This is a genomic window from Microbacterium sp. RU33B (assembly GCF_900155915.1).
GTDB lineage: Bacteria > Actinomycetota > Actinomycetes > Actinomycetales > Microbacteriaceae > Microbacterium.
Window position 1 is genome coordinate 286,089 of record NZ_FTPO01000002.1, and the last position, 18,768, is coordinate 304,856.

Below are 18,768 nucleotides of genomic sequence, written 5' to 3' on the forward strand. Positions count from 1 at the left end.
AGTGGTCACTAGGTTTTCAAGGGATGTCCTACGCGTCGGCCGCGACGACAGCGAGCACCGCTTCTCCATAGGCCTCGCGCTTCTTCGCCCCGATGCCCGCGATGCCCTCGAGGTCGGCCATGGTCGCGGGGCGATGCTCCGCCAGCGCGCGCAGCGTCGCGTCGCCGAAGACGATGTAGGCCGGAACACCCTGCGCGCGCGACTGCTCGGCACGCCAGGCGCGGAGCGCCTCGAACAGACTCCGGTCACCCGCGTCGAGACTGTCGGTGGCGGCGGCCTTCCGGGCGCGGGCGGAGGCTCCCCCGGTGCGGCCGATCGTGTCGCGACGCAGCGGGACGGCGGTCTCGCCGCGGAGCACGCCCGCGGCCGCCTCGCCGAGCGCGAGCGTGCCGTACTCGCCCTGAGCGACGAGAAGCCCGCGGGCGAGCAGCTGTCGCACGACCGAGCGCCAGTCCTGCTCGGACAGATCCGCTCCCAGACCGTACGTGGCGAGCGCATCGTGGCCCTGCTGCCGGATGCGCTCGGTGGAGCTGCCGCGGAGGATGTCGATCAGGTGACCGGCGCCGAACGCCTGACCGCGCTCGCGCTGCAGCCGGACGATGGTCGACAGGAGCTTCTGCGCGGGGACGAGACCGTCGTAGGTCTCGGGCGGCTCCAGGCACGTGTCGCAGTTGCCGCAGGGCTCGGATGCCTCGCCGAAGTACCCGAGCAGGTTCTGGCGGCGGCATCCGACCGTCTCGCACAGGGCGAGCATGGCGTCGAGGTGCTGACCCATGCGGGTCTTGAAGGCACGATCCCCGGGCGACTGGTCGATGAGCCGGCGCTGCTGCACGACGTCGCCGAGCCCGTACGCCATCCACACGATCGAGGGATCGCCGTCGCGGCCCGCCCGGCCCGTCTCCTGGTAGTACCCCTCGACCGACTTCGGCAGGTCGATGTGGGCGACGAAGCGCACGTCGGGCTTGTCGATGCCCATGCCGAACGCGATCGTCGCGACCATCACGACGCCCTCGTCACGGAGGAACCTGCTCTGGTTGGCAGAGCGCACCGCGGCGTCGAGCCCTGCGTGGTACGGCAGGGCATCGATCCCCTGAGCGCGCAGGTATTCGGCCGTCTGCTCGACCGACTTGCGACTGAGGGCGTAGACGATGCCGGCCGTGCTCTCGCCGGGCGCGGCCGCCTGGTGCAGCGACGAGATGAAGGCCGTGAGCTGGCGGCGCGGATCGACCTTGGCGTCGATGCGGTACTGGATGTTCGGACGGTCGAAGCTCGACACGAAGTGCCGGGCATCGGGGAGCCGGAGCCGCTCGGTGAGCTCGCGGTGGGTCTCGCGGGTGGCGGTGGCCGTGAGGGCCATGCGCGGAACCCCGGGGAACCGCTCGCCGACGTCGCTCAGGGCGAGGTAGTCCGGGCGGAAGTCGTGGCCCCACTGCGACACGCAGTGCGCTTCGTCGATCGCGATCACGCTCAGCGTGCCCCGCTGGAGGAAGGCGGTCGTCTGACCCGAGTTCAGGCGCTCGGGCGCCACGTAGAGGAGGTCGAGCTCGCCCGCGAGGTACGCGCGCTCGACGGCCGCGCGCTCGGCAGCCTGCTGAGTGGAGTTCAGGTAGGCCGCACGGACGCCGTTCGAGATGAGGGCGTCGACCTGGTCGTGCATGAGGGCGATGAGCGGGCTGATGACGAGCCCGGTGCCGCGGCGCACGAGGGCGGGCACCTGGTACGTGATCGACTTGCCGGCGCCGGTCGGCATGAGCACGACCGCGTCGCCGCCGTCGACGACCTGCTGGACGATCGCGGCCTGCTCGCCGCGGAAGGCGTCGTAGCCGAACACCTCGCGCAAAACGGCGGCGGGATCGGCACCCGTGAAGTCGCGCCGGGGAGGGCCGGCAGCCGGGGCGGGCGACGGAGCCGGGGCGGGTGCGCGGTGTGCCGCGTACTCCTCGGGCGGCGCCTCGAAGTCGTCGGGCGGGGCGATGTCGTCGGGGCTCCACACGAGATCCGCGTAGGGATCGGCATCCCATCCAGAAGTCGTGGCCATCCGAACACCCTAACCGCGGGTGACGACAGCGATCCCCGGCTCCGGCGTGCCCGGGGTGACGGCGCACCTGTCCGCGGTGGGGAGGAAGCGCTGCTCAGAAGCCGCCTCCGCCGTCACCCCCGCCGAAGCCGCCCCCGAAACCACCCCCGTCGAAGCCCCCTCCGAATCCTCCGCCGTCGAAGCCTCCGCCGTCGAAGCCCGCTCCGTCGACGCCCATCGCGCCGTCGGTCGGCGACACCCCACCGATCTCGCCGACCCAGCCGGGCTCTCCGGAGATCCCGATCGAGCCGGCGCCGACGGTGAAGTACGCCACGAGCGACTGCGACGCGAGGAACTGGTAGGCCACCAGCCCGACGAGCACGGGGTTGCGGAAGAGGAATCCGAGAGGCTGATCACCGGCATCCGGGCGGGTGCCGGCCTGCGTCGCCTCGCGCTCGAGGACCGCCGTGGTGGTCGTGCCGTTGGCCTGCGCCCGCCCGATCACCCGGGCCAGCAGCGACGGCTCGGGCGCTTCGCGCTGCTCCTCCGGTGACATGAAGGGACGGAGCTCCTCGAACATCTCGCGCCGCTTCTCGGGCGGGAGCTCCGCGAAGGCGGCCCGGTGGGCGTTCTCGACGACGCTGGGAGGGAGCGTCCCGAGCAGGTACAGGTACCGAGAGATGCGCTCCTCCTCGGTCACGGCCGCGTAGGGCTCGGCGCGACGACGTCGGAAACGGTCCCACAGGGCCATGACGAACCTCCCGTGCTGAAGTGCTGTCAGGCTACGCCGCGCACCATTTGTCCGCGAGGGTCTTGACGACGTTCAGATTGCGGTTCGTCGCGGTGCCGAGGAGCTTCGCGGCCCCGAGCGGATCGACCACCCCGTCCTGGTACCCGGGGCGGAGGAGCGCGTGCACGGCACGACCGCGCACGATCATGTCACCCCGCTCCGAGCTCGTCGCCTCGACGGCATCCCGCACCGTCGCCGACGGCTCGTCCTTGAGCAGATACACGTAGTGCCGCACGTACTCGGGCGACGACAGCGCGACGGCTTCCGCGGCGAGGTCGGCGAACTCCCGGGCCGTGAAGACGATCGTCGGCACGTCGAACCCGCGATCGGCCTGGAACGCAGCCTCCAGACGCCCCTCGATCCGTGCTCGTGAGCGCATCGCCGACGTGAAGCGCACGTTGCCCGTGTTGATGTGCGTGGCGACATCCTCGAAGCCCGTCTCCTCGACGACACGACGGATGTCGTCTTTGGGGAACATCCGCGTCGGACCGAGGTTGATCGCGCGGAGGAAGGCGAGGTAGGTCGTCACAGCCGCAGCACCTCGGTCACCCGCACGACGGCCGTGCCCTCCTCCTCGGAGGCGGCGAGATCGACGACCGCGCGGATGCGCCAGTCGTGGTTCCCCTCGGGGTCGTCGATCGTCTGGTCGACGGTCCAGACGCCGTTCGCGGCATCCGTCTCATCGATGGCGCACAGGCTCGGCGAGCGCGCGGGACCGCCGGTGAGGATCATGTCGTGCTCGTCGTAGTAGGAGTCCAGGACGGCGGGCCAGTCGATTCCCGGATCGAGCGCCGTGAGCTCGTCGTCGGCCTGCAGGGCGGCGAGCTGAACCCGGCGGAACAGCTCGTTGCGCACGAGCACGAGGAACGCCCGGCGGTTGGTGAGCACCGACGGCGGCGCCGGCGGGACGACGGGTGCATCCGGGTCGGCCGCGGGATTGACCAGCGCCGACCACTCGTCGACGAGTGACGAGTCGACCTGACGGACGAGCTCTCCGAGCCACTCGATGAGATCGAGCAGGTCCTCCGTGCGCGCCTCAGCGGGCACGGTCTGGCGGATCGCGCGATAGGCGTCCGACAGGTAGCGCAGCACCAGGCCCTCACTGCGGCCGAGCTGGTAGAACGACACGAACTCGCCGAACGACATCGCCCGCTCGTACATGTCGCGCACGATCGACTTGGGCGAGAGCTCGAAATCGCGCACCCAGGGCTGGCTCGACGCGAACACCTCGAACGACTGCGCGAGGAGTGCTGCGAGAGGCTTCGGGTACGTCACCTCCTCGAGCAGCGCCATGCGCTCCTCGTACTCGATGCCGTCGCGCTTCATCGCCCCGACGGCTTCGCCGCGCGCCTTGTACTCCTGCTGCGACAGGATCGCGCGCGGGTCGTCGAGCGTCGCCTCGATCACGCTGACCACGTCGAGCGCGTAGTGCCCCGTGCCGACACTCCCGGCGCCCGTGCCGGCGTCCGAATCGCCGTCCGAACCTCGGAGATCTGCACGGATTTCGGAGGAATCCGGCTGGGAAGTCCGAGATTCGTCGAACTCTCCGAGATTCGTGTGCGAGCGGAAGGGGCGGGCAGACGACGCGGGATCGAGCAGCTCGATCGCGGCGAGCGCGAACGGCGAGAGCGGCTGGTTGAGGGCGAAGTTCGGCTGCAGATCGACGGTGAGGCGGATGTCGCGCTCCACGACGTCGACGATGCCGGCGATGCGGAGGGTGCGGAAGATGTCGATCGCCCGGCGAGCGAGCTCGAACTGCCGAGCGCGCGGCTCGTGGTTGCCGAACACGAGCGCCCGGACGTTGCCGAACACGTCGCCGCCCCGTCCGATCACGTTGATGAGCATCGCCGCGGTGAGCTGCATGTGCGGAGCGAGCGGCTCGGGGGAGGCCTCGACGAGACGCTCGAACGATCCGAGGCCCCAGTTGACGACGCCGGTGGGCGCCTTCTTGCGCACGAGCTTCTTGCGCTTCGCCGGGTCGTCGCCGGCACGGCGGAGGGCGACCTCGTTCTCGATCTCCCACTCGGGCGCCATCACGACGACGTTGCCGTGCGTGTCGTAGCCGGCGCGGCCGGCGCGGCCGGCGACCTGGTGGAACTCGCGGGCGCTGAGCTGCCGCATCCGGGTGCCGTCGTACTTCGACAGCGCGGTCACCACGACGGTGCGGATCGGGACGTTGATGCCGACCCCGAGCGTGTCGGTGCCGCAGATGACCCGCAGGAGGCCCTGCTGAGCGAGCGTCTCGACGAGGCGGCGATAACGGGGCAGCATCCCCGCGTGGTGCACGCCGATGCCCGACCGCACGAGCCGGGACAGCGTCTTGCCGAACGCGGTCGTGAAGCGGAATCCGCCGATCGCGTCGGCGATGGCGTCGCGCTGCTCGCGCGAGGTGATCTTCACCGACGCGAGCGCCTGCGCCCGCTCCATCGCCGCCGCCTGCGAGAAGTGCACGATGTAGACGGGCGCCTCGCGGTCGTCGATGAGCTTCTGCACGACTTCGTGCGCGGGCTCGCGCACGTACGAGAACGTCAGCGGCACGGGGCGCTCGACGCCGGTCACGAGCGCGACCGGGCGGCCGGTACGGCGCTGGAGGTCGTCCGCGATCGGCGTGACATCGCCCAGCGTCGCCGACATCAGGAGGAACTGCGCACGATTCAGAAGGAGGAGCGGCACCTGCCACGCCCATCCCCGCTCGGGGTCGCCGTAGTAGTGGAACTCGTCCATGACGACCTGATCGACGTCGGCGTCGGAACCCTGGCGCAGGGCGATGTTGGCGAGGATCTCCGCGGTGCAGCACACGATCGGGGCATCCGGATTGACCGACGAGTCGCCCGTGACCATGCCCACGCGCTCCGCGCCGAACACCTCGACGAGCGCGAAGAACTTCTCGCTCACGAGGGCCTTGATGGGCGCCGTGTAGTACGTGCGCCCTCCGCGGGCGACGCACGCGGCGTGCGCGGCGATCGCGACGAGCGACTTCCCGGTGCCCGTGGGCGTCGACAGCACGACGTTCGCACCGGACACGAGCTCGATGACCGCTTCGTCCTGAGCGGCGTACAGGGAGAACCCCGCATCGGCGGCCCACTCCACGAACGCGTCGTACAGCGCGTCGGGATCGGGCGCGTCCGACACGTCGGTGTTTCCGGATGCCGCAGCCGCCGCGGCGATCGTGTCGAGGAGAGTCATCGGTTCGAGTCTGCCCTGTGCGGCGGCTCCGCGGTTGCGCCGGACGGTCGCGGAACACCCGGGCGGCGACTTAGGTTGGAGCACAGACGACCGAGCGAAAGGCAGTGCCATGCCCGATACCGACGACGAACTCACCGTCTACCGCGACGACCCCGAGAGCCGCTACGAGATCCGGGTCGGCAGCGTGATGGCCGGATACACCGAGTTCGAGCCCGACGAGAAGGGCCGGCTCGTCTTCCCGCACACGGAGATCGATCCCGCCTTCGCAGGACGCGGCCTCGGCGCGGTGCTCGTGGGCAAGGCGATGGCCGACGTCGCCGCGCGGGGAGAGACCGTGGTCCCGCGCTGCAGCTTCGTGCGGCGGTACCTGCGCGAGAACGAAGTCGCGGGCCTCGACGTGCACTGGCCGACGCTCGACGGCGCGCCCGTCGACTGACGCGAGACGCCCATGACCAGGCTCGATGCCGGCGACGCCGAAGTGATCGACGTGTCGGAGCCCTGCGACGGACCCCGCGCGCTTCTGCTGACCGCGCGGGAGGTGCCGCTCGGCGGCGTGCGCGCCATGGAGGTGCACCGCAGCCTTCCCCAGCGCGACCTGCCGATGGTGGGTGCGTGGTGCTTCCTCGACCGCTTCGGACCGCAGGAGACGAAGATGCGGGTGGAGCCGCATCCGCACATCGGTCTGCAGACCGTGACCTGGCCGTTCATCGGCACCGTCCGCCACCGCGACTCCCTCGGCAGCGATGTGCTCATCGGTCGCGGCGCGCTCAACCTCATGACCAGCGGTGCGGGCATCTCGCACTCCGAGTACTCGCTCGGCGAGGAGGAGGTCGCCCTCGACGCCCTGCAGCTGTGGGTCGCCCTCCCCGAGTCGCGCCGCCACGGCGAGCCGGCCTTCGAGCGGCACGACGACCTTCCCGTGATCGATCTGCCGGCCGACGAGGGCACGGATGCCGCGGCGGTCGTCGTGCTCGGCGAGTTCGCCGGCACGACCTCGCCCGCCACGGTGCACACGCCGATCGTCGGCACCGAGATCCGCATCCCGCCGGGCAGTCGCGTGACCCTGCCGCTCCACGCCGACTGGGAGTACGCGCTGGGCGGCGTCGACGGCACCCTCGATGTGGAGACGGATGCCGAGCCCGTCGCGCTCGAGCCGCAGCACCTGCTGTACCTCGGCATCCGCCGCGAGGGCATCACGGTGCGATCGGATGCCGGCGCCACCGTTTTCCTCCTCGGCGGGGCCCCCTTCGAAGACGACATCGTCATGTGGTGGAACTTCGTCGGCCGCACGCACGAGGAGATCGTCGAGGCCCGCGAGGAGTGGGAGGCGGGCTCAGCGCGCTTCGGCCGGGTCGAGGGGCACGGCGACGTGCGCATCCCCGCACCGCCCCTCCCGGGCGTGCGTCTCACCCAGCGCCGCCGCCGGTTCTCGCCCTGATTTCTCCCGGCTCCGGGCCGACCGGCTGCAGGTAAGGCAAGGGTAAGCTGACGGTGTGGCCCGCCCGACCGCTCTCTCGACCCGCGTCCTGCTGATCTGCGCCGCGATCGGTGTGGCGACGGGTCTCATCGGCGGTGTCGCGGGGTGGATCACGCCGGTGGTGATCGCCGGTGCCGCACCCCTCTACGGCTTCGTGCTCGGCGTCCACGTGATCCCCGGCATCATCGCGCAGGAGGTGCTGCGGCTCCCCTGGGTCGCGCTGCTGGCGCACCTCATGGCCGCGCTCGCCGCGAGCGCGATGGCTCCCTGGTGGACGGCCCGCTTCATCGGCACGGCCCTGCTCTTCGGGGCCATCCAGGAGCTGGTCGCCGCGCTCACGCGCTACCGGGTGTGGGCCGCGTGGCGCTTCTTCATCTCGGCGGTCGTGATCGGCGTCGTCGTCGCCGTGGTGGTCGCCCTCGTCGTGCACCTGTCGACGCTCGCGATCTGGGCGCAGATCGCGTATCTCGTGCTCGCCGTGCTCGGCCCGGTGGTCTGGACGGCGATCGCGCTCGGCGTCGGCGCCTCGCTCCGTCGCGCCGGAGTCGCGCGTCGCATCAGCGCCTGACGCCGCGCCCGCGCCGAGAGCGGGCGGCTAGGTTAGGAGAGACTAAGCAGCCTCTCCCTGGAAGACCCGTGACCGCTCCCGCCCGCGACGCCTCCGCCGTACCCGCGGCGGCATCCGCGCCCCCTCTGCTGCGGGTGCGCGATCTCGCGATCACGCACGAGGGAGAGGAAGTGGCGACCCCGGCATCCGTCACCTTCGACGTGGAGGCCGGAGAGGTCGTGCTGCTGCTCGGCCCCAGCGGATCGGGCAAGTCGACGCTGACGCTCGCTCTCAACGGGCTGATTCCGCACGCCGTTCCGGCCACCGTCACCGGGACGGTCGAGGTGGGCGGACGGGATGCCGCCACCACCCCGGTCTCGGTGCTGTCGACGCACGTCGGCATGGTGTTCCAGGATCCCGATGCCCAGCTCGTCACGGGCACGCTCCTCGACGAGGTCGCCTTCGGACCCGAGAACCTCCGCCTTCCCGTCGCCGACGTGCTCGCCCGCGCAGAGGACGCCCTCCGCCGCGTGGGGCTCTGGGAGCGTCGCGCCGAGAACCCCGACCGCCTCTCCGGTGGTGGTCGCCAGAGGCTCGCCATCGCCTGTGCGCTCGCGATGGGGTCGCCGCTGCTCGTGCTCGACGAGCCCACGGCGAACCTGGACCCTCAGGGCATCGAGGAGGTCTATGCGGCACTGGCTGAACTCGTCGCCGCCGGCGACCGGGCGATCGTGCTCGTCGAGCACAACCTCGACGCCGCGGTCGGGTTCGTCGATCGCGTCGTCGTGCTCGATGCGGCCGGTCGTGTCGTCGCGGACGGATCGGTGGATGCCGTGCTCCGCGCCCGCGCGGACGAACTGCACGACAGGGGGGTCTGGCTTCCGATCTCCGCCATCGCCGCCCTGCGGCTGCGGCAGGCGGGCTTCGTGCTCGACCCGCTCCCTCTCACTCCCGACGAGCTGCACGCAGCGCTCGATGCCGCGCCGGCGCCGGAGCCTGCCCCGGCCCCCGAGCCTCCGCCCTCGACCACGGCCCCTCGACGCGCTCAGGGACCGGATGCCGCTCAGCGACCGGACGACGCGCCACCGCTCATCACGGTCCGCGACCTGCACCTCCGCCGCGGCAGGGTCGACGTGCTGCACGGCGTGAGCCTCGACATCCGCGCGGGCGAGTTCGTCGCCGTCGTCGGAGCCAACGGCGCCGGCAAGACGAGCCTCCTGCAGGCCATCGCCGGGGTCGTCCCCGCCCCGCGCGGCACGGTGCGCATGGGCGAGCTCGACATCGCCCGCACCCACGCGCGCAGGCTGGCGACGCGGATCGGCTTCGTGTTCCAGAACCCCGAGCACCAGTTCATCGCCCACACTGTCTTCGACGAAGTGGCCCACGGCCTGCGCGGCCGCCACCTGTCCGACGACGACATCCGAGAGCGCGTGGATTCGCTGCTGGCCCGCTTCGGCCTGACCGAGAAGGCGCGGACGCATCCGTTCCTCCTCTCCGGCGGGCAGAAGCGGCGTCTCTCCGTCGGCACGGCGCTCGTGGCGGGCGCCCCGGTGCTCGCGCTCGACGAGCCCACCTTCGGCCAGGACCGCGCTCGCGCCGACGAGCTGCTGAGCCTGCTGCAGGAGCTCAATCGCGACGGCACGACGGTCATCGTCGTGACACACGACATGCAGCTCGTGACCGAGTACGCCGACCGCACCGTCGTGCTGGCCGACGGCCGCGTCGTCGCGAACGGGCCGACCGCCGAGGTGTTCTCCGACGCGCGCCTGATCGAACGCTCGGGGCTGCGCCTACCCCCGCTGGTGCGTGCGCTCCAGAACGTCACGGGCCACCCGGAGCTCGCGCGCGTCGCGCGGCTGTCCGACCTCCCGGGAGCCCGGGCATGACCGTCGCCCCGACGCAGGGTCGGGCATCCGTCGATCCGTACGCCGACGCGGCACCGGCCCCGGCGATCCGGTTCCTGTACGGACTCAACCCCCTCGCGAAGTTCCTCGCCCCCCTCCCGGCGATGCTCGTCCTCGTGTTCGTGCGCGACGTCGCGACCCCGCTGGCGTTCGTCGTGGTGGCGTACGCGGTGGTGCTCGTGGGGGTGCGGTTCTCCGCGCGTCTGGCCGGCATCCTGTTCCTCGCCGTCCCCGCGGCGGTGCTCGCGATCGGCCTCGGATTCTCGCTGTGGACCGACGCCGCCCGCGTCGACGAGTCGGCCGTCGCCTGGCAGATCGGCGGGTGGACGATGTACACGGGCGCGCTGCTGATCGGGTTCGCCACGGCGCTCCGTCTGGCGGCCATCCTCTCGCTCGCCCTCATCGCCGGGCTCTCCACCACGGGTCCCGACCTCGTCCGCGCGATGGTGCAGCAGCTCCGCGTGCCCTACCGCATCGGCTACACCGCCCTCGCCGCGTTCCGCTTCGTGCCGCGCTTCGGCCACGAGCTCGACGTCATCCGTCAGGCCCACCGCGTGCGCGGAGCGCACGGCGGGCGGGGGCCGTTCTCGGCGATCGCCCGCTGGACGGGCTACGTCGTGCCGCTCCTGGCGGGCGCGATCCGCCACGCGGAGCGCGTGGCCCTGGCGATGGATGCCCGCGCCTTCGGCGCCCACCCCGATCGCACCGAGCGGCATCTCGTGCCCTGGCGCGCGCGCGACACGGTGTTCGTCGTCGCCCTCTGGGTCGTCTCGGCGGCCGTCTTCTGGGTCTTCTTCCCGTGGGGCCTCGCGTGACAGCGCACCGACGCCGGGTGCACGCCGGGGTGAATCGCGGCATCCCCCGCCTCCCGCGGGAGTCGCGCACCGCTCGGTAGACTCCCCTCACCCCCGGAGCAGAGGTCCACGTCATGGCACGCAAGCGGCACACGGTGGCGCGTCACGCGCGACTGCGGTCACCGCATCCCTTCGCGCAGTTCCTCACGATCGTCGCCGTCATGGTCGCGGTCGTGCTCGTGAGCGCCGGCGGGGTCGCCGCCTTCGCCAGCTACGACCTCGTCGAGAGCTTCGCCGCCGAAGCCGTCGAGCTCGAGGACCAGGCCCCCGTCCCGCCCGACATCGGCGCGATCGAGGGCGGCGTGAATCTGCTCGTGACCGGCATCGACGAGTGCGAGGAGGAGTTCGCCTACCTCTTCGGAGCCCGCTGCAAGGGTCCGGATGCCTCGGGCAAGCTCAACGACGTCAACCTGCTCGTGCACATCTCCGACGCGCCGCGCCGCATCACCGTGATCTCGTTCCCCCGCGACCTCATCGTTCCGATCCCGTCGTGCACGCGCCCGGACGGATCGCGCACCGGCAGCGGCACGGAGCCCATCAACGCCGCCTACACCTACGGCGGACTGTCGTGCGTCGTCAAGACGGTGTCGCAGCTGAGCGGTCTCAACATCCACTTCGCCGCCATGGTCACCTTCGGCGGCGTCATCAAGATCACCGACGCGATCGGCGGAGTCGACGTCTGCCTGCAAGACCCCATCCGCGACCGGAACACCGGGCTCGATCTCGACGCCGGCACGCACACCGTCTCCGGCATCACCGCGCTGCAGTTCCTGCGCACGCGCTACGGCGTCGGCGACGGCAGCGACCTCGGACGCGTGTCGAACCAGCAGCAGTACATGTCACGGCTGGCCCGCAAGCTCGTGAGCGAGGAAGTGCTCTCGAACCCGGCGACGCTGTACAAGCTCGCCTCGGTGTCGCTGTCGAACGTGACCCCGTCCACGACGCTGAAGAATCCCATGACCCTCGCGCAGATCGCTCTGGCGGTCAAGGACGTGCCCTTCGAGGACATCGTGCTCGTGCAGTATCCGACCCTCGGCTCACCCAGCGACCCGAACAAGGTCGTCCCCAACCAGTCCGCCGCGACCGCCCTGTGGGCGGCGCTCGAGACCAACCTGCGCCTCGAGCTCACCGGCAAGGTGGGTGCCAACGGCGCCGTCGTCGAGGTGACGCCGGAGGCTCCGGCGGTGACTCCCGATCCGACGGCGCCGGTCGAAGAGGTCGTCGCCCTCCCCTCGAGCATCACCGGCTCGACGGTGGCTCAGGAGACCTGCAGCGCGCGCAACCGCTGATCTGCCCCGACCGGTGCGTGCCCGCGGCCTGCCCGGCCGCGTTTCACGATCTCGGAGATCCACGCAACCTCGGATCAGATCCGCATGTTCGGCCCGATCCGGTGAGAATCTCCGAGGTTGTGAGACGTGGGTCGGGCAGCTCAGCGCTCCGCACGCGCGGCGCGCACCGCGCGGACGCGCGCGATCACCAGCGCCGCGAGCCCCGCAGCCAGGGTCGCACCGCCGGCGACGACGACGGATGCCGGGACACCGCCGCCCGTGGCGGCGAGCGCGGTCACTGCCGCCGCGGGCAGCGAAGCGGGAGCCGTCAGAGGCAGCGCGGCCGGCGCCGGCACCTCGGTACGGGGCTCGACGACCTGCGGCGTCACGGGCGCCTCCGGGGCGACCGGGGCGACCGGGGCGACCGGGGCGACGGGGGCGACGGGAACCTCCGGCGTGACCGGGACCTCGGGCTCCACCGGGACCTCCGGCTCCACCGGAACCTCCGGCTCCACCGGAACCTCGGGCTCCACCGGAACCTCGGGCTCCACCGGAACCTCGGGCTCGACCGGGACCTCGGGCTCGACCGTGCAGTCCACCGTGATGGCCCCCGCGATGCTCGCGATGCCCTCGCCGCCCTGCGCATCCCATCCGAGCACCAGGAAGATCGCCTGGTCGACGGCGGGCACGTCGAACACCGTGAGCGTCAGCGAGCCGTCGACCCACGATGCCTCCGTCGCGAAGTCCTCCTCGGTGGCGGAGTACACGCCGTCCTCGCCGAGGAGCGACTGCTCGATCTCGATCCGGGCGCCGTCGGCGAAGACCTTGCCCATGTTCCAGGTCAGGTTCACCTTGCCGTCGGCCGTGCAGGTCTGGTTCGAGAGGTCGGTGATCGAGGGCGCCCCCGCGGATGCGGGCGCGGCGAACGCGATCGATCCGCCCACGACGGCAGCGGTGGCGACGGCGGATGCCCCGATGAGACGGGCGAAGCGAGAAGTGCGCATTGGGTTCTCCCAGAGTGTCGAAAGGCGCGGCCCCGAGTGGCCGGCACTGATGAGATGCCGCACCGCGCCCTCGATCACGCGGAATTCTCGCGATTCACCGTCTCCTGAGGCCGTCTTGAGCGGATCTTGAGGTTCAGTCCTCCCATGCCGCCTGGGATACTGACCGGCATGCCCTCCCACGCCGTCGAAGACCTCTGGCCAGCCGCCGGAATCCGTGCCCGCGCGGGCGACCTCGAGCTGCGCTGGATCGACGACGACCTGCTCGTCGACCTCGCACGCGTCGCCGGACGCGGCATCCACGACGCCGATCGGATGCCCTTCGCGACGCCGTGGACGCGCGGCACGCCGGATGAGGTGGCCCGATCGGTCCTCGCGTACCAGTGGGACGTCCGCTCGCAAGTGGGCTCCGCCCGGTGGGTGCTCGAACTCGGGGTGCTCGTCGACGGCGTTCCGGTGGGCGTCCAGGGCGCGAGCGCGAAGGAGTGGAGCGTTCTGCGGAGCGCCGAGACCGGGTCGTGGCTCGGGAAGGAGCATCAGGGCCGGGGGATCGGCACCCGGATGCGGGTGCTCATGCTCGAGCTGCTGTTCGACGGCCTCGGCGCGCAGGAGGCCACCTCCGGCGCGTTCGCCGACAATCCGGCGTCCGCCGCGGTGTCACGGGCGGTCGGCTACCTCGACAACGGCGTCCTCAGCCATCCGCGCGAAGGCGCCGCCGTCGCGCACCGCAACTTCCTCCTGCCCCGGGAGCGGTGGCTCGAGGTGCGGGAGAGGAATCTGGCGCGGCTGGGAGCGGACGTCGAGCTCTTCGGAACCGAGCGCCTGCGCGCCGTGCTCGACGCCTCCTGACCGCGCGCACACGACGGCGCGCCCCGACCCGGGCGGGTCGAGGCGCGCCGGGACTCGTCAGCGCTTGCCGACGATCTGGCGCGAGACGAGGTCGCGCATGATCTCGTTCGTGCCGCCGTAGATGCGGTGCACGCGGGCGTCGAGGAACGCGCGGGCGATCGGGTACTCCGTGATGTAGCCGTAGCCGCCGTGCAGCTGCACGCCCGTGTCGAGCAGCTCCCACTCGCGGTCGGTGGCCCAGAACTTGACCTTCGCGGCCTCCTCGGCCGTGAGCTTCTCGTCCTTGTAGAGCATCATCGCGCGGTCGATGTACGCCCACATGACATCGACGGTGGTCGCCATGTCGGCGAGCTTGAAGCGCGTGTTCTGGAAGTCGGCGATCGGCTGGCCGAAGGCCTCGCGGCTCAGCGTGTAGTCGCGGGTCCAGACGTACGCCGCCTCTCCGGCTGCGGCCGCGGCGACGCCGATCGACAGTCGCTCCAGCGGCAGGTTCATCATGAGCTGGATGAAGCCGAGCCCCTCCTTGCCGCCGATGAGGTTCTCCTCGGGCACGAAGACGTCCGTGAACGACATCTCGGCCGTGTCCCAGCCGTGGAAGCCCATCTTCTCGAGCCTCTTGCTGTGGTCGAAGCCCTCCATGCCGTCCTCGAGGATCAGCAGGCTGAAGGCATCCGGTCGCGTCCCCTCGCCGGTCTTGACGAACGTCACGACGATGTCGGCGGTCTTCCCCGACGAGATGAACGTCTTCGCGCCGTTGACGACGTAGCCGCCGTCCACCTTCTTGGCGGTCGTCTTGATGCCGCGGAGGTCGGACCCCGTTCCCGGCTCGGTCATCGCCAGGGCGCCGAGGATCTCGCCCGTGGCCATGCGCGGGAGCCACTTCTCCTTCTGCTCCTGGGTGCCCATGTGCGCGATGTACGGCACGGCGAGGTCGTCCTGGATGCCGAGCGCACCGGCGAGCGATCCCTGCCCGGCGCCGATGACCTCTTCGAGCACGATCGAGCGGAAGCGGTAGTCCTGCAGCATCCCGGCGCCGCCGAACTCCTCGGGAACGGAGAGTCCGATGATGCCGGCCTCACCGGCGGCGAGCATGGTCGCGCGATCGATCTCGCCGTCGCGGTCCCACTGCTTGCGCTTGTCCTCGGTGGCGAACCGCTTGATGAACTCCTTGACGACCTCGCGGAACGCCTCGTGGTCCTCGTCGTAGATGTCGCGCTCCATGGTGAGCCCGTCCTTTCGTGAAAAGCGTCGGACGCGGGCTCGCCTGAGCCCCGTCGCCGTGAGGCGATCCTAGATCACCGAGGGCTCAGGACCGGAGCACGTGTGACATCGCATCCCACAGAATGCGGCACTCGGTACCGCGATTTGTGGGATGCCTCACTCCGGCCGATCCCGGCGACGGCAGACGCCTCAGTCGGCGTAGTTCGGCGCCGCGGGAAGGCCCAGGAACTCCTCGACGGTGTGGAAGCCGCCCGCGTGGTACGCGGCGGCGAGCTCGGTGCCGAGGTAGCGCAGATGCCAGGGCTCGGGCGAGTAGCCGGAGACGCCCGTCGCGCCGTCCTCGTAGCGCACGACCCAGCCGAACTCCCACGCGTGCTCGGCCACCCAGGCGGCCTGAGGGGTGCCGGCGAACGTGTCGAGACCGCCGCATCCGCCGTCGGCGCACGCGACGACATCCGCCGCCAGTCCCGACTGGTGCTCGCTGTAGCCGGGGCGCGCGCTCACGAGGTCGGCGCCGTCGGTTCCGCGGGCGCTCACCTGCGACGCGTAGGTGGATCGCTGCACGCCGTACGACCTGTAGCCGCTCGAGAGGGCGATCTCCCCGGCGCCCGCTCCCGCCGCGGCGGTGATCATGGCCGCGAGCGCGGCGCCCGCGTCGACGCGCAGCGGGCTGCCGGCGAGGTCTCGGACACCGACGGGCACGACGAGCTCCGGCGGCGAGTAGTCGATCGGCTCGTAGGGTCGGAGCTTGTTGATCACGACCCAGACGCGCGAGGGATCGTTCAGGGGGACGCAGGGGGCGCTTCCGGAGGCGACGGCCGCGCGGAACAGCTCACCGCCGCCCGCGAGGGCGATCGCCCCCGCATCGTCGCCGGCGGCGATGGCCGCGGTGAACGCGGGGTCGGAGCACACATCGACGAAGGCCGCCGCCGCGGTCACGTCCGGTGCCGGAATGGACTGCGCGGGCGCCGGCAGCGGGACGGCGACGGATGCCTCGGTCTCGACGGCCCTCTCCTCCGCGACGACGCGGGCGGCTGGCGGCTCCGCCACCGGCTCGCCGGTGACGGCGGCCGTCACCGCCGCAGCCGATCCCATCACGAGCACGGCTGCGACGAGCATCCCGAGCCCGGCGCGAATCCGCGCGGAGCGGCGCGTCTGGGCGTGTTTCGGGAGCAGATCGTCGGGGGCCGCGACGGATGCCGGTGACGGCTCGACCCCCTCTTCGGGTGCTTCCGGGTCGGCATCGGGTAGGGGTTCGGGCTCCGGTGCGACCGGGGTGGGGATGGGGGCGGACGCGGGCCCGGCGGCGCGGGACGACCGACGGGTCGGACGCGGGGAGGGTGCGGAGGGCTTGGGCTCGTCGGCGGACTCGGGAGCGGGCTCAGGGACGGACTCGTCGGCGGACTCGGGAGCGGGCTCCGGGACGGACTCGGGAGCGGGCTCGTCGGTCGCGGCCTCGGCATCGGGGATCGACTCGGACTCGGACACCGGATCCGGCGCGGGAGTCGCCGTGTCCGCGAGGTCGGTCGGCGTGCGAGAGTCGTCGTCCGATCCCGTGATCCGGCGGCGGAGGCGGCGCAGCAGCGGCACGCGCGGCTCGTCCTCCGGGCTGGCAGCTGCGCCGTCCGCGGTCTCGGACTCCGCAGGGACGGCCTGCTCGCCCTCTCCGGGGGGAGCGACCGCATCGGCGGCGCTCTGCGGGGCGACGACGTCTTCGGTCTGCCCCCGCGCGTCGAGCGCGATCGGCTCGGCGGTGGCCTCGATCGGGTCCTCGACGGAGCGAGCCCGGCGCTGGCGACGCGTCGGAAGCTCGTCGGCGGGCACCTCGGGCAGCGGCGGGCGCGGGGGGACGACGATCTGCACCGGTGCGGACGGCGGAGCCCACGCCGGTGCGGGCATCTCGACCCGTTCGACCGTCGCGTCGGGTGCCACATCATCCTCCGCGGCGGTCACCGCCGCAGAGTCGACCTCCGCGGGCGGAGTCGTCGCGGGCGCGGTGTCGACGAGTCCCGCGGCCACCGGCACCTCACCCGTGACGAGGGGCGCCTCCGGATCGCGGGTCGGCGACACGGCCACCCGGGCGCGTACCGGCGAGATGGCCGACGCCGGGCGGTCGCGGACGACGGGGTCGGTGAGATCGATGTCGGGGACGACGGGCTCCAGCGGCGGAAGCGGCTTGCTCGTGGCGTGGGGCCGCTTCCGCTCCGTCGTGAACGTCGAGCGGGCCCGGCGCGGCGTCGAGCGCTCTTCGGCGCCGGCGGCGGCCTCCGCCGAACCGGCCGCGGCATCCGTCACCCATCGGGGGAGCACGTCGTCATCCGTGCCGAGGGCAGGCGAAATCGTCTCGTCGCTGTGCCGGGCGGAGCGACGAGAGAGCGGGGGTCGGTTCGGGCCGTTCGCCGTCACTCGGCCATTCTCCTCTGTCGCGCGAGGTTCCCACGACCGCGGCCATGAGGGTGTCCTCACATTTCGTCTTTGTGTTCGAATGCTGTTGACAGATGATCGAAGATCTGTTCCCCTAGATCGATGCGGTGGCAAGGTCAGCAGCTCGGAACGGCGGATGCCGCGGCCCTGCCGGGCCTCGAACGCCTCGACGGACTCGTGCGGTCGGTGACCACTCCGGAGTTCGCCGGCATCACGTTCCACGAGGTCATGGCCAAGAGCGCCCTGAACCGCGTTCCGGGCGCCTCCGCCATGCCGTTCGACTGGACCGTGAACCCCTACCGGGGCTGCACCCACGCGTGCACGTACTGCTTCGCCCGCGGCACGCACGAATACCTCGACCTCGACGCCGGCCGCGACTTCGACTCTCAGATCATCGTGAAGGTCAACGTCGCCGACGTGCTGGCCAAGGAGCTGCGCCGGGGGACGTGGGCGCGCGACCCCGTGATGCTCGGCACCAACACCGATCCGTACCAGCGCGCGGAGGGACGCTACCGGCTCCTGCCGGGCATCGTCTCGGCCCTCGCCGAGTCGGGCACGCCGCTGTCGATCCTCACGAAGGGCACGCTGCTGCGGCGCGATCTGCCGCTGCTGCGCGATGCCGCGGCATCCGTGCCCGTGTCGATCGCGCTGTCGATCGCCGTCTTCGACGACGCGCTCCAGGCCGTCGTCGAGCCCGGCACGCCGACGGCTGCCGCCCGGCTCGACACGGTGCGCGCGGCGACGGAGGCCGGCTTCCGCGTGACGGTGTTCCTCATGCCGATCCTCCCCCACCTCACCGACTCGATTTCGGCGCTCGACGACGCACTCGCGCGCATCCGGGCCGCCGGCGCGGCGCGCGTCGTCTTCGGCGCCCTGCATCTGCGCCCGGGCGTCAAGCCGTGGTTCCTGCAGTGGCTCGGGCGCGAGCATCCGGAGCTGGTCTCGTCGTATCTCGGCCTGTACCCCGGCGCCTCCGTCACCGCACCCAAACCGTACCGCTCGTGGCTCGCGAAGCGGGTGCGTCCGCTGCTGCGGGTGCACGGACTCGACGGCCATGAGGAAGACGACGCGCCGCGTCGGTCGGCGGTGCCGGGCCTCGCCGCGCGGCGCGCCGTCGTGACGACGTCGCGCGGGCGCGCGGCGGAGGAGGCGGCCCGCCTCTTCTGATCGTGCGCGGCACACCCCGGGGCATTCCTGCCAGGGGTTGCCCCGGAGCCCGCCCGCGTGCTT

At 71.6% G+C, this 18,768-nt stretch carries 15 protein-coding genes; 8 read left to right on the top strand and 7 right to left on the bottom strand.

From position 1 onward, the window contains the following. Window positions 1–28: 28 nt before the first annotated feature. The 4 genes from recQ to B0B14_RS10975 form a co-directional block, all read right to left on the bottom strand. The gene (recQ, locus tag B0B14_RS10960) at window positions 29–2,038 is read right to left on the bottom strand and encodes a DNA helicase RecQ (RefSeq protein ID WP_076681667.1); all 2,010 of its coding nucleotides are present in this window, start codon (window positions 2,036–2,038) and stop codon (window positions 29–31) included. A 94-nt stretch (window positions 2,039–2,132) separates the two neighbouring features. Continuing rightward, window positions 2,133–2,768 carry a hypothetical protein gene (locus tag B0B14_RS16570; RefSeq protein WP_076681670.1) on the bottom strand — a complete coding sequence of 212 codons (636 nt, stop codon included), beginning with the start codon at window positions 2,766–2,768 and terminating at the stop codon, window positions 2,133–2,135. 31 nt (window positions 2,769–2,799) lie between these two features. Continuing rightward, window positions 2,800–3,336, bottom strand: a complete 537-nt coding sequence (locus B0B14_RS10970; RefSeq protein WP_076681673.1) for a DUF1697 domain-containing protein — start codon at window positions 3,334–3,336, stop codon at window positions 2,800–2,802. After that, on the bottom strand, window positions 3,333–5,993 hold the full coding sequence (locus B0B14_RS10975) for a DEAD/DEAH box helicase (protein WP_083710557.1): 2,661 nt from the start codon (window positions 5,991–5,993) through the stop codon (window positions 3,333–3,335). Before B0B14_RS10975 ends, B0B14_RS10970 begins: the two co-directional genes overlap by 4 nt. A 109-nt stretch (window positions 5,994–6,102) precedes the next feature. Here B0B14_RS10975 and B0B14_RS10980 point away from each other — a divergent pair, with 109 nt between their 5' ends. The 6 genes from B0B14_RS10980 to B0B14_RS11005 all read left to right on the top strand — a co-directional run bounded on the left by B0B14_RS10980 (window position 6,103) and on the right by B0B14_RS11005 (window position 12,064). After that, window positions 6,103–6,429, top strand: a complete 327-nt coding sequence (locus tag B0B14_RS10980) for a GNAT family N-acetyltransferase (protein ID WP_076681676.1) — start codon at window positions 6,103–6,105, stop codon at window positions 6,427–6,429. Window positions 6,430–6,441: 12 nt separating this feature from the next. Next, entirely contained in the window at window positions 6,442–7,431 is a 990-nt protein-coding gene (locus B0B14_RS10985) for a pirin family protein (protein WP_076681680.1), read from the top strand. 55 nt (window positions 7,432–7,486) lie between these two features. Next, window positions 7,487–8,038, top strand: a complete 552-nt coding sequence (locus tag B0B14_RS10990; RefSeq protein ID WP_076681684.1) for an ECF transporter S component — start codon at window positions 7,487–7,489, stop codon at window positions 8,036–8,038. Window positions 8,039–8,106: 68 nt separating this feature from the next. Beyond that, window positions 8,107–9,903, top strand: coding sequence for an ABC transporter ATP-binding protein (locus B0B14_RS10995; RefSeq protein ID WP_076681687.1), 1,797 nt, complete (start codon window positions 8,107–8,109; stop codon window positions 9,901–9,903). Beyond that, window positions 9,900–10,736 carry an energy-coupling factor transporter transmembrane component T gene (locus tag B0B14_RS11000; RefSeq protein WP_083710558.1) on the top strand — a complete coding sequence of 279 codons (837 nt, stop codon included), beginning with the start codon at window positions 9,900–9,902 and terminating at the stop codon, window positions 10,734–10,736. The genes B0B14_RS10995 and B0B14_RS11000 overlap by 4 nt, the downstream gene beginning before the upstream one ends. A gap of 113 nt (window positions 10,737–10,849) precedes the next feature. Beyond that, entirely contained in the window at window positions 10,850–12,064 is a 1,215-nt protein-coding gene (locus tag B0B14_RS11005) for an LCP family protein (RefSeq protein WP_076681690.1), read from the top strand. Window positions 12,065–12,204: 140 nt separating this feature from the next. Here B0B14_RS11005 and B0B14_RS16665 read toward each other — a convergent pair whose 3' ends face one another. Beyond that, window positions 12,205–13,047 (bottom strand): hypothetical protein, encoded by an 843-nt coding sequence (locus B0B14_RS16665; protein ID WP_143733709.1) that lies wholly within the window; start codon window positions 13,045–13,047, stop codon window positions 12,205–12,207. 168 nt (window positions 13,048–13,215) lie between these two features. On the opposite strand from B0B14_RS16665, the gene B0B14_RS11015 reads away from it, so the two are divergent. Then, window positions 13,216–13,893, top strand: a complete 678-nt coding sequence (locus B0B14_RS11015; protein ID WP_076681697.1) for a GNAT family N-acetyltransferase — start codon at window positions 13,216–13,218, stop codon at window positions 13,891–13,893. Window positions 13,894–13,950: 57 nt separating this feature from the next. Here B0B14_RS11015 and B0B14_RS11020 read toward each other — a convergent pair whose 3' ends face one another. Beyond that, window positions 13,951–15,114, bottom strand: coding sequence for an acyl-CoA dehydrogenase family protein (locus tag B0B14_RS11020; RefSeq protein WP_076681700.1), 1,164 nt, complete (start codon window positions 15,112–15,114; stop codon window positions 13,951–13,953). A 189-nt stretch (window positions 15,115–15,303) separates the two neighbouring features. Next, window positions 15,304–17,424: a D-alanyl-D-alanine carboxypeptidase family protein gene (locus B0B14_RS16795; RefSeq protein ID WP_256714365.1), complete on the bottom strand. Its 2,121-nt coding sequence runs from the start codon at window positions 17,422–17,424 to the stop codon at window positions 15,304–15,306. 216 nt (window positions 17,425–17,640) lie between these two features. Here B0B14_RS16795 and B0B14_RS11030 point away from each other — a divergent pair, with 216 nt between their 5' ends. Further along, window positions 17,641–18,705 carry an Rv2578c family radical SAM protein gene (locus B0B14_RS11030; protein WP_076681703.1) on the top strand — a complete coding sequence of 355 codons (1,065 nt, stop codon included), beginning with the start codon at window positions 17,641–17,643 and terminating at the stop codon, window positions 18,703–18,705. Window positions 18,706–18,768: the final 63 nt, after the last annotated feature.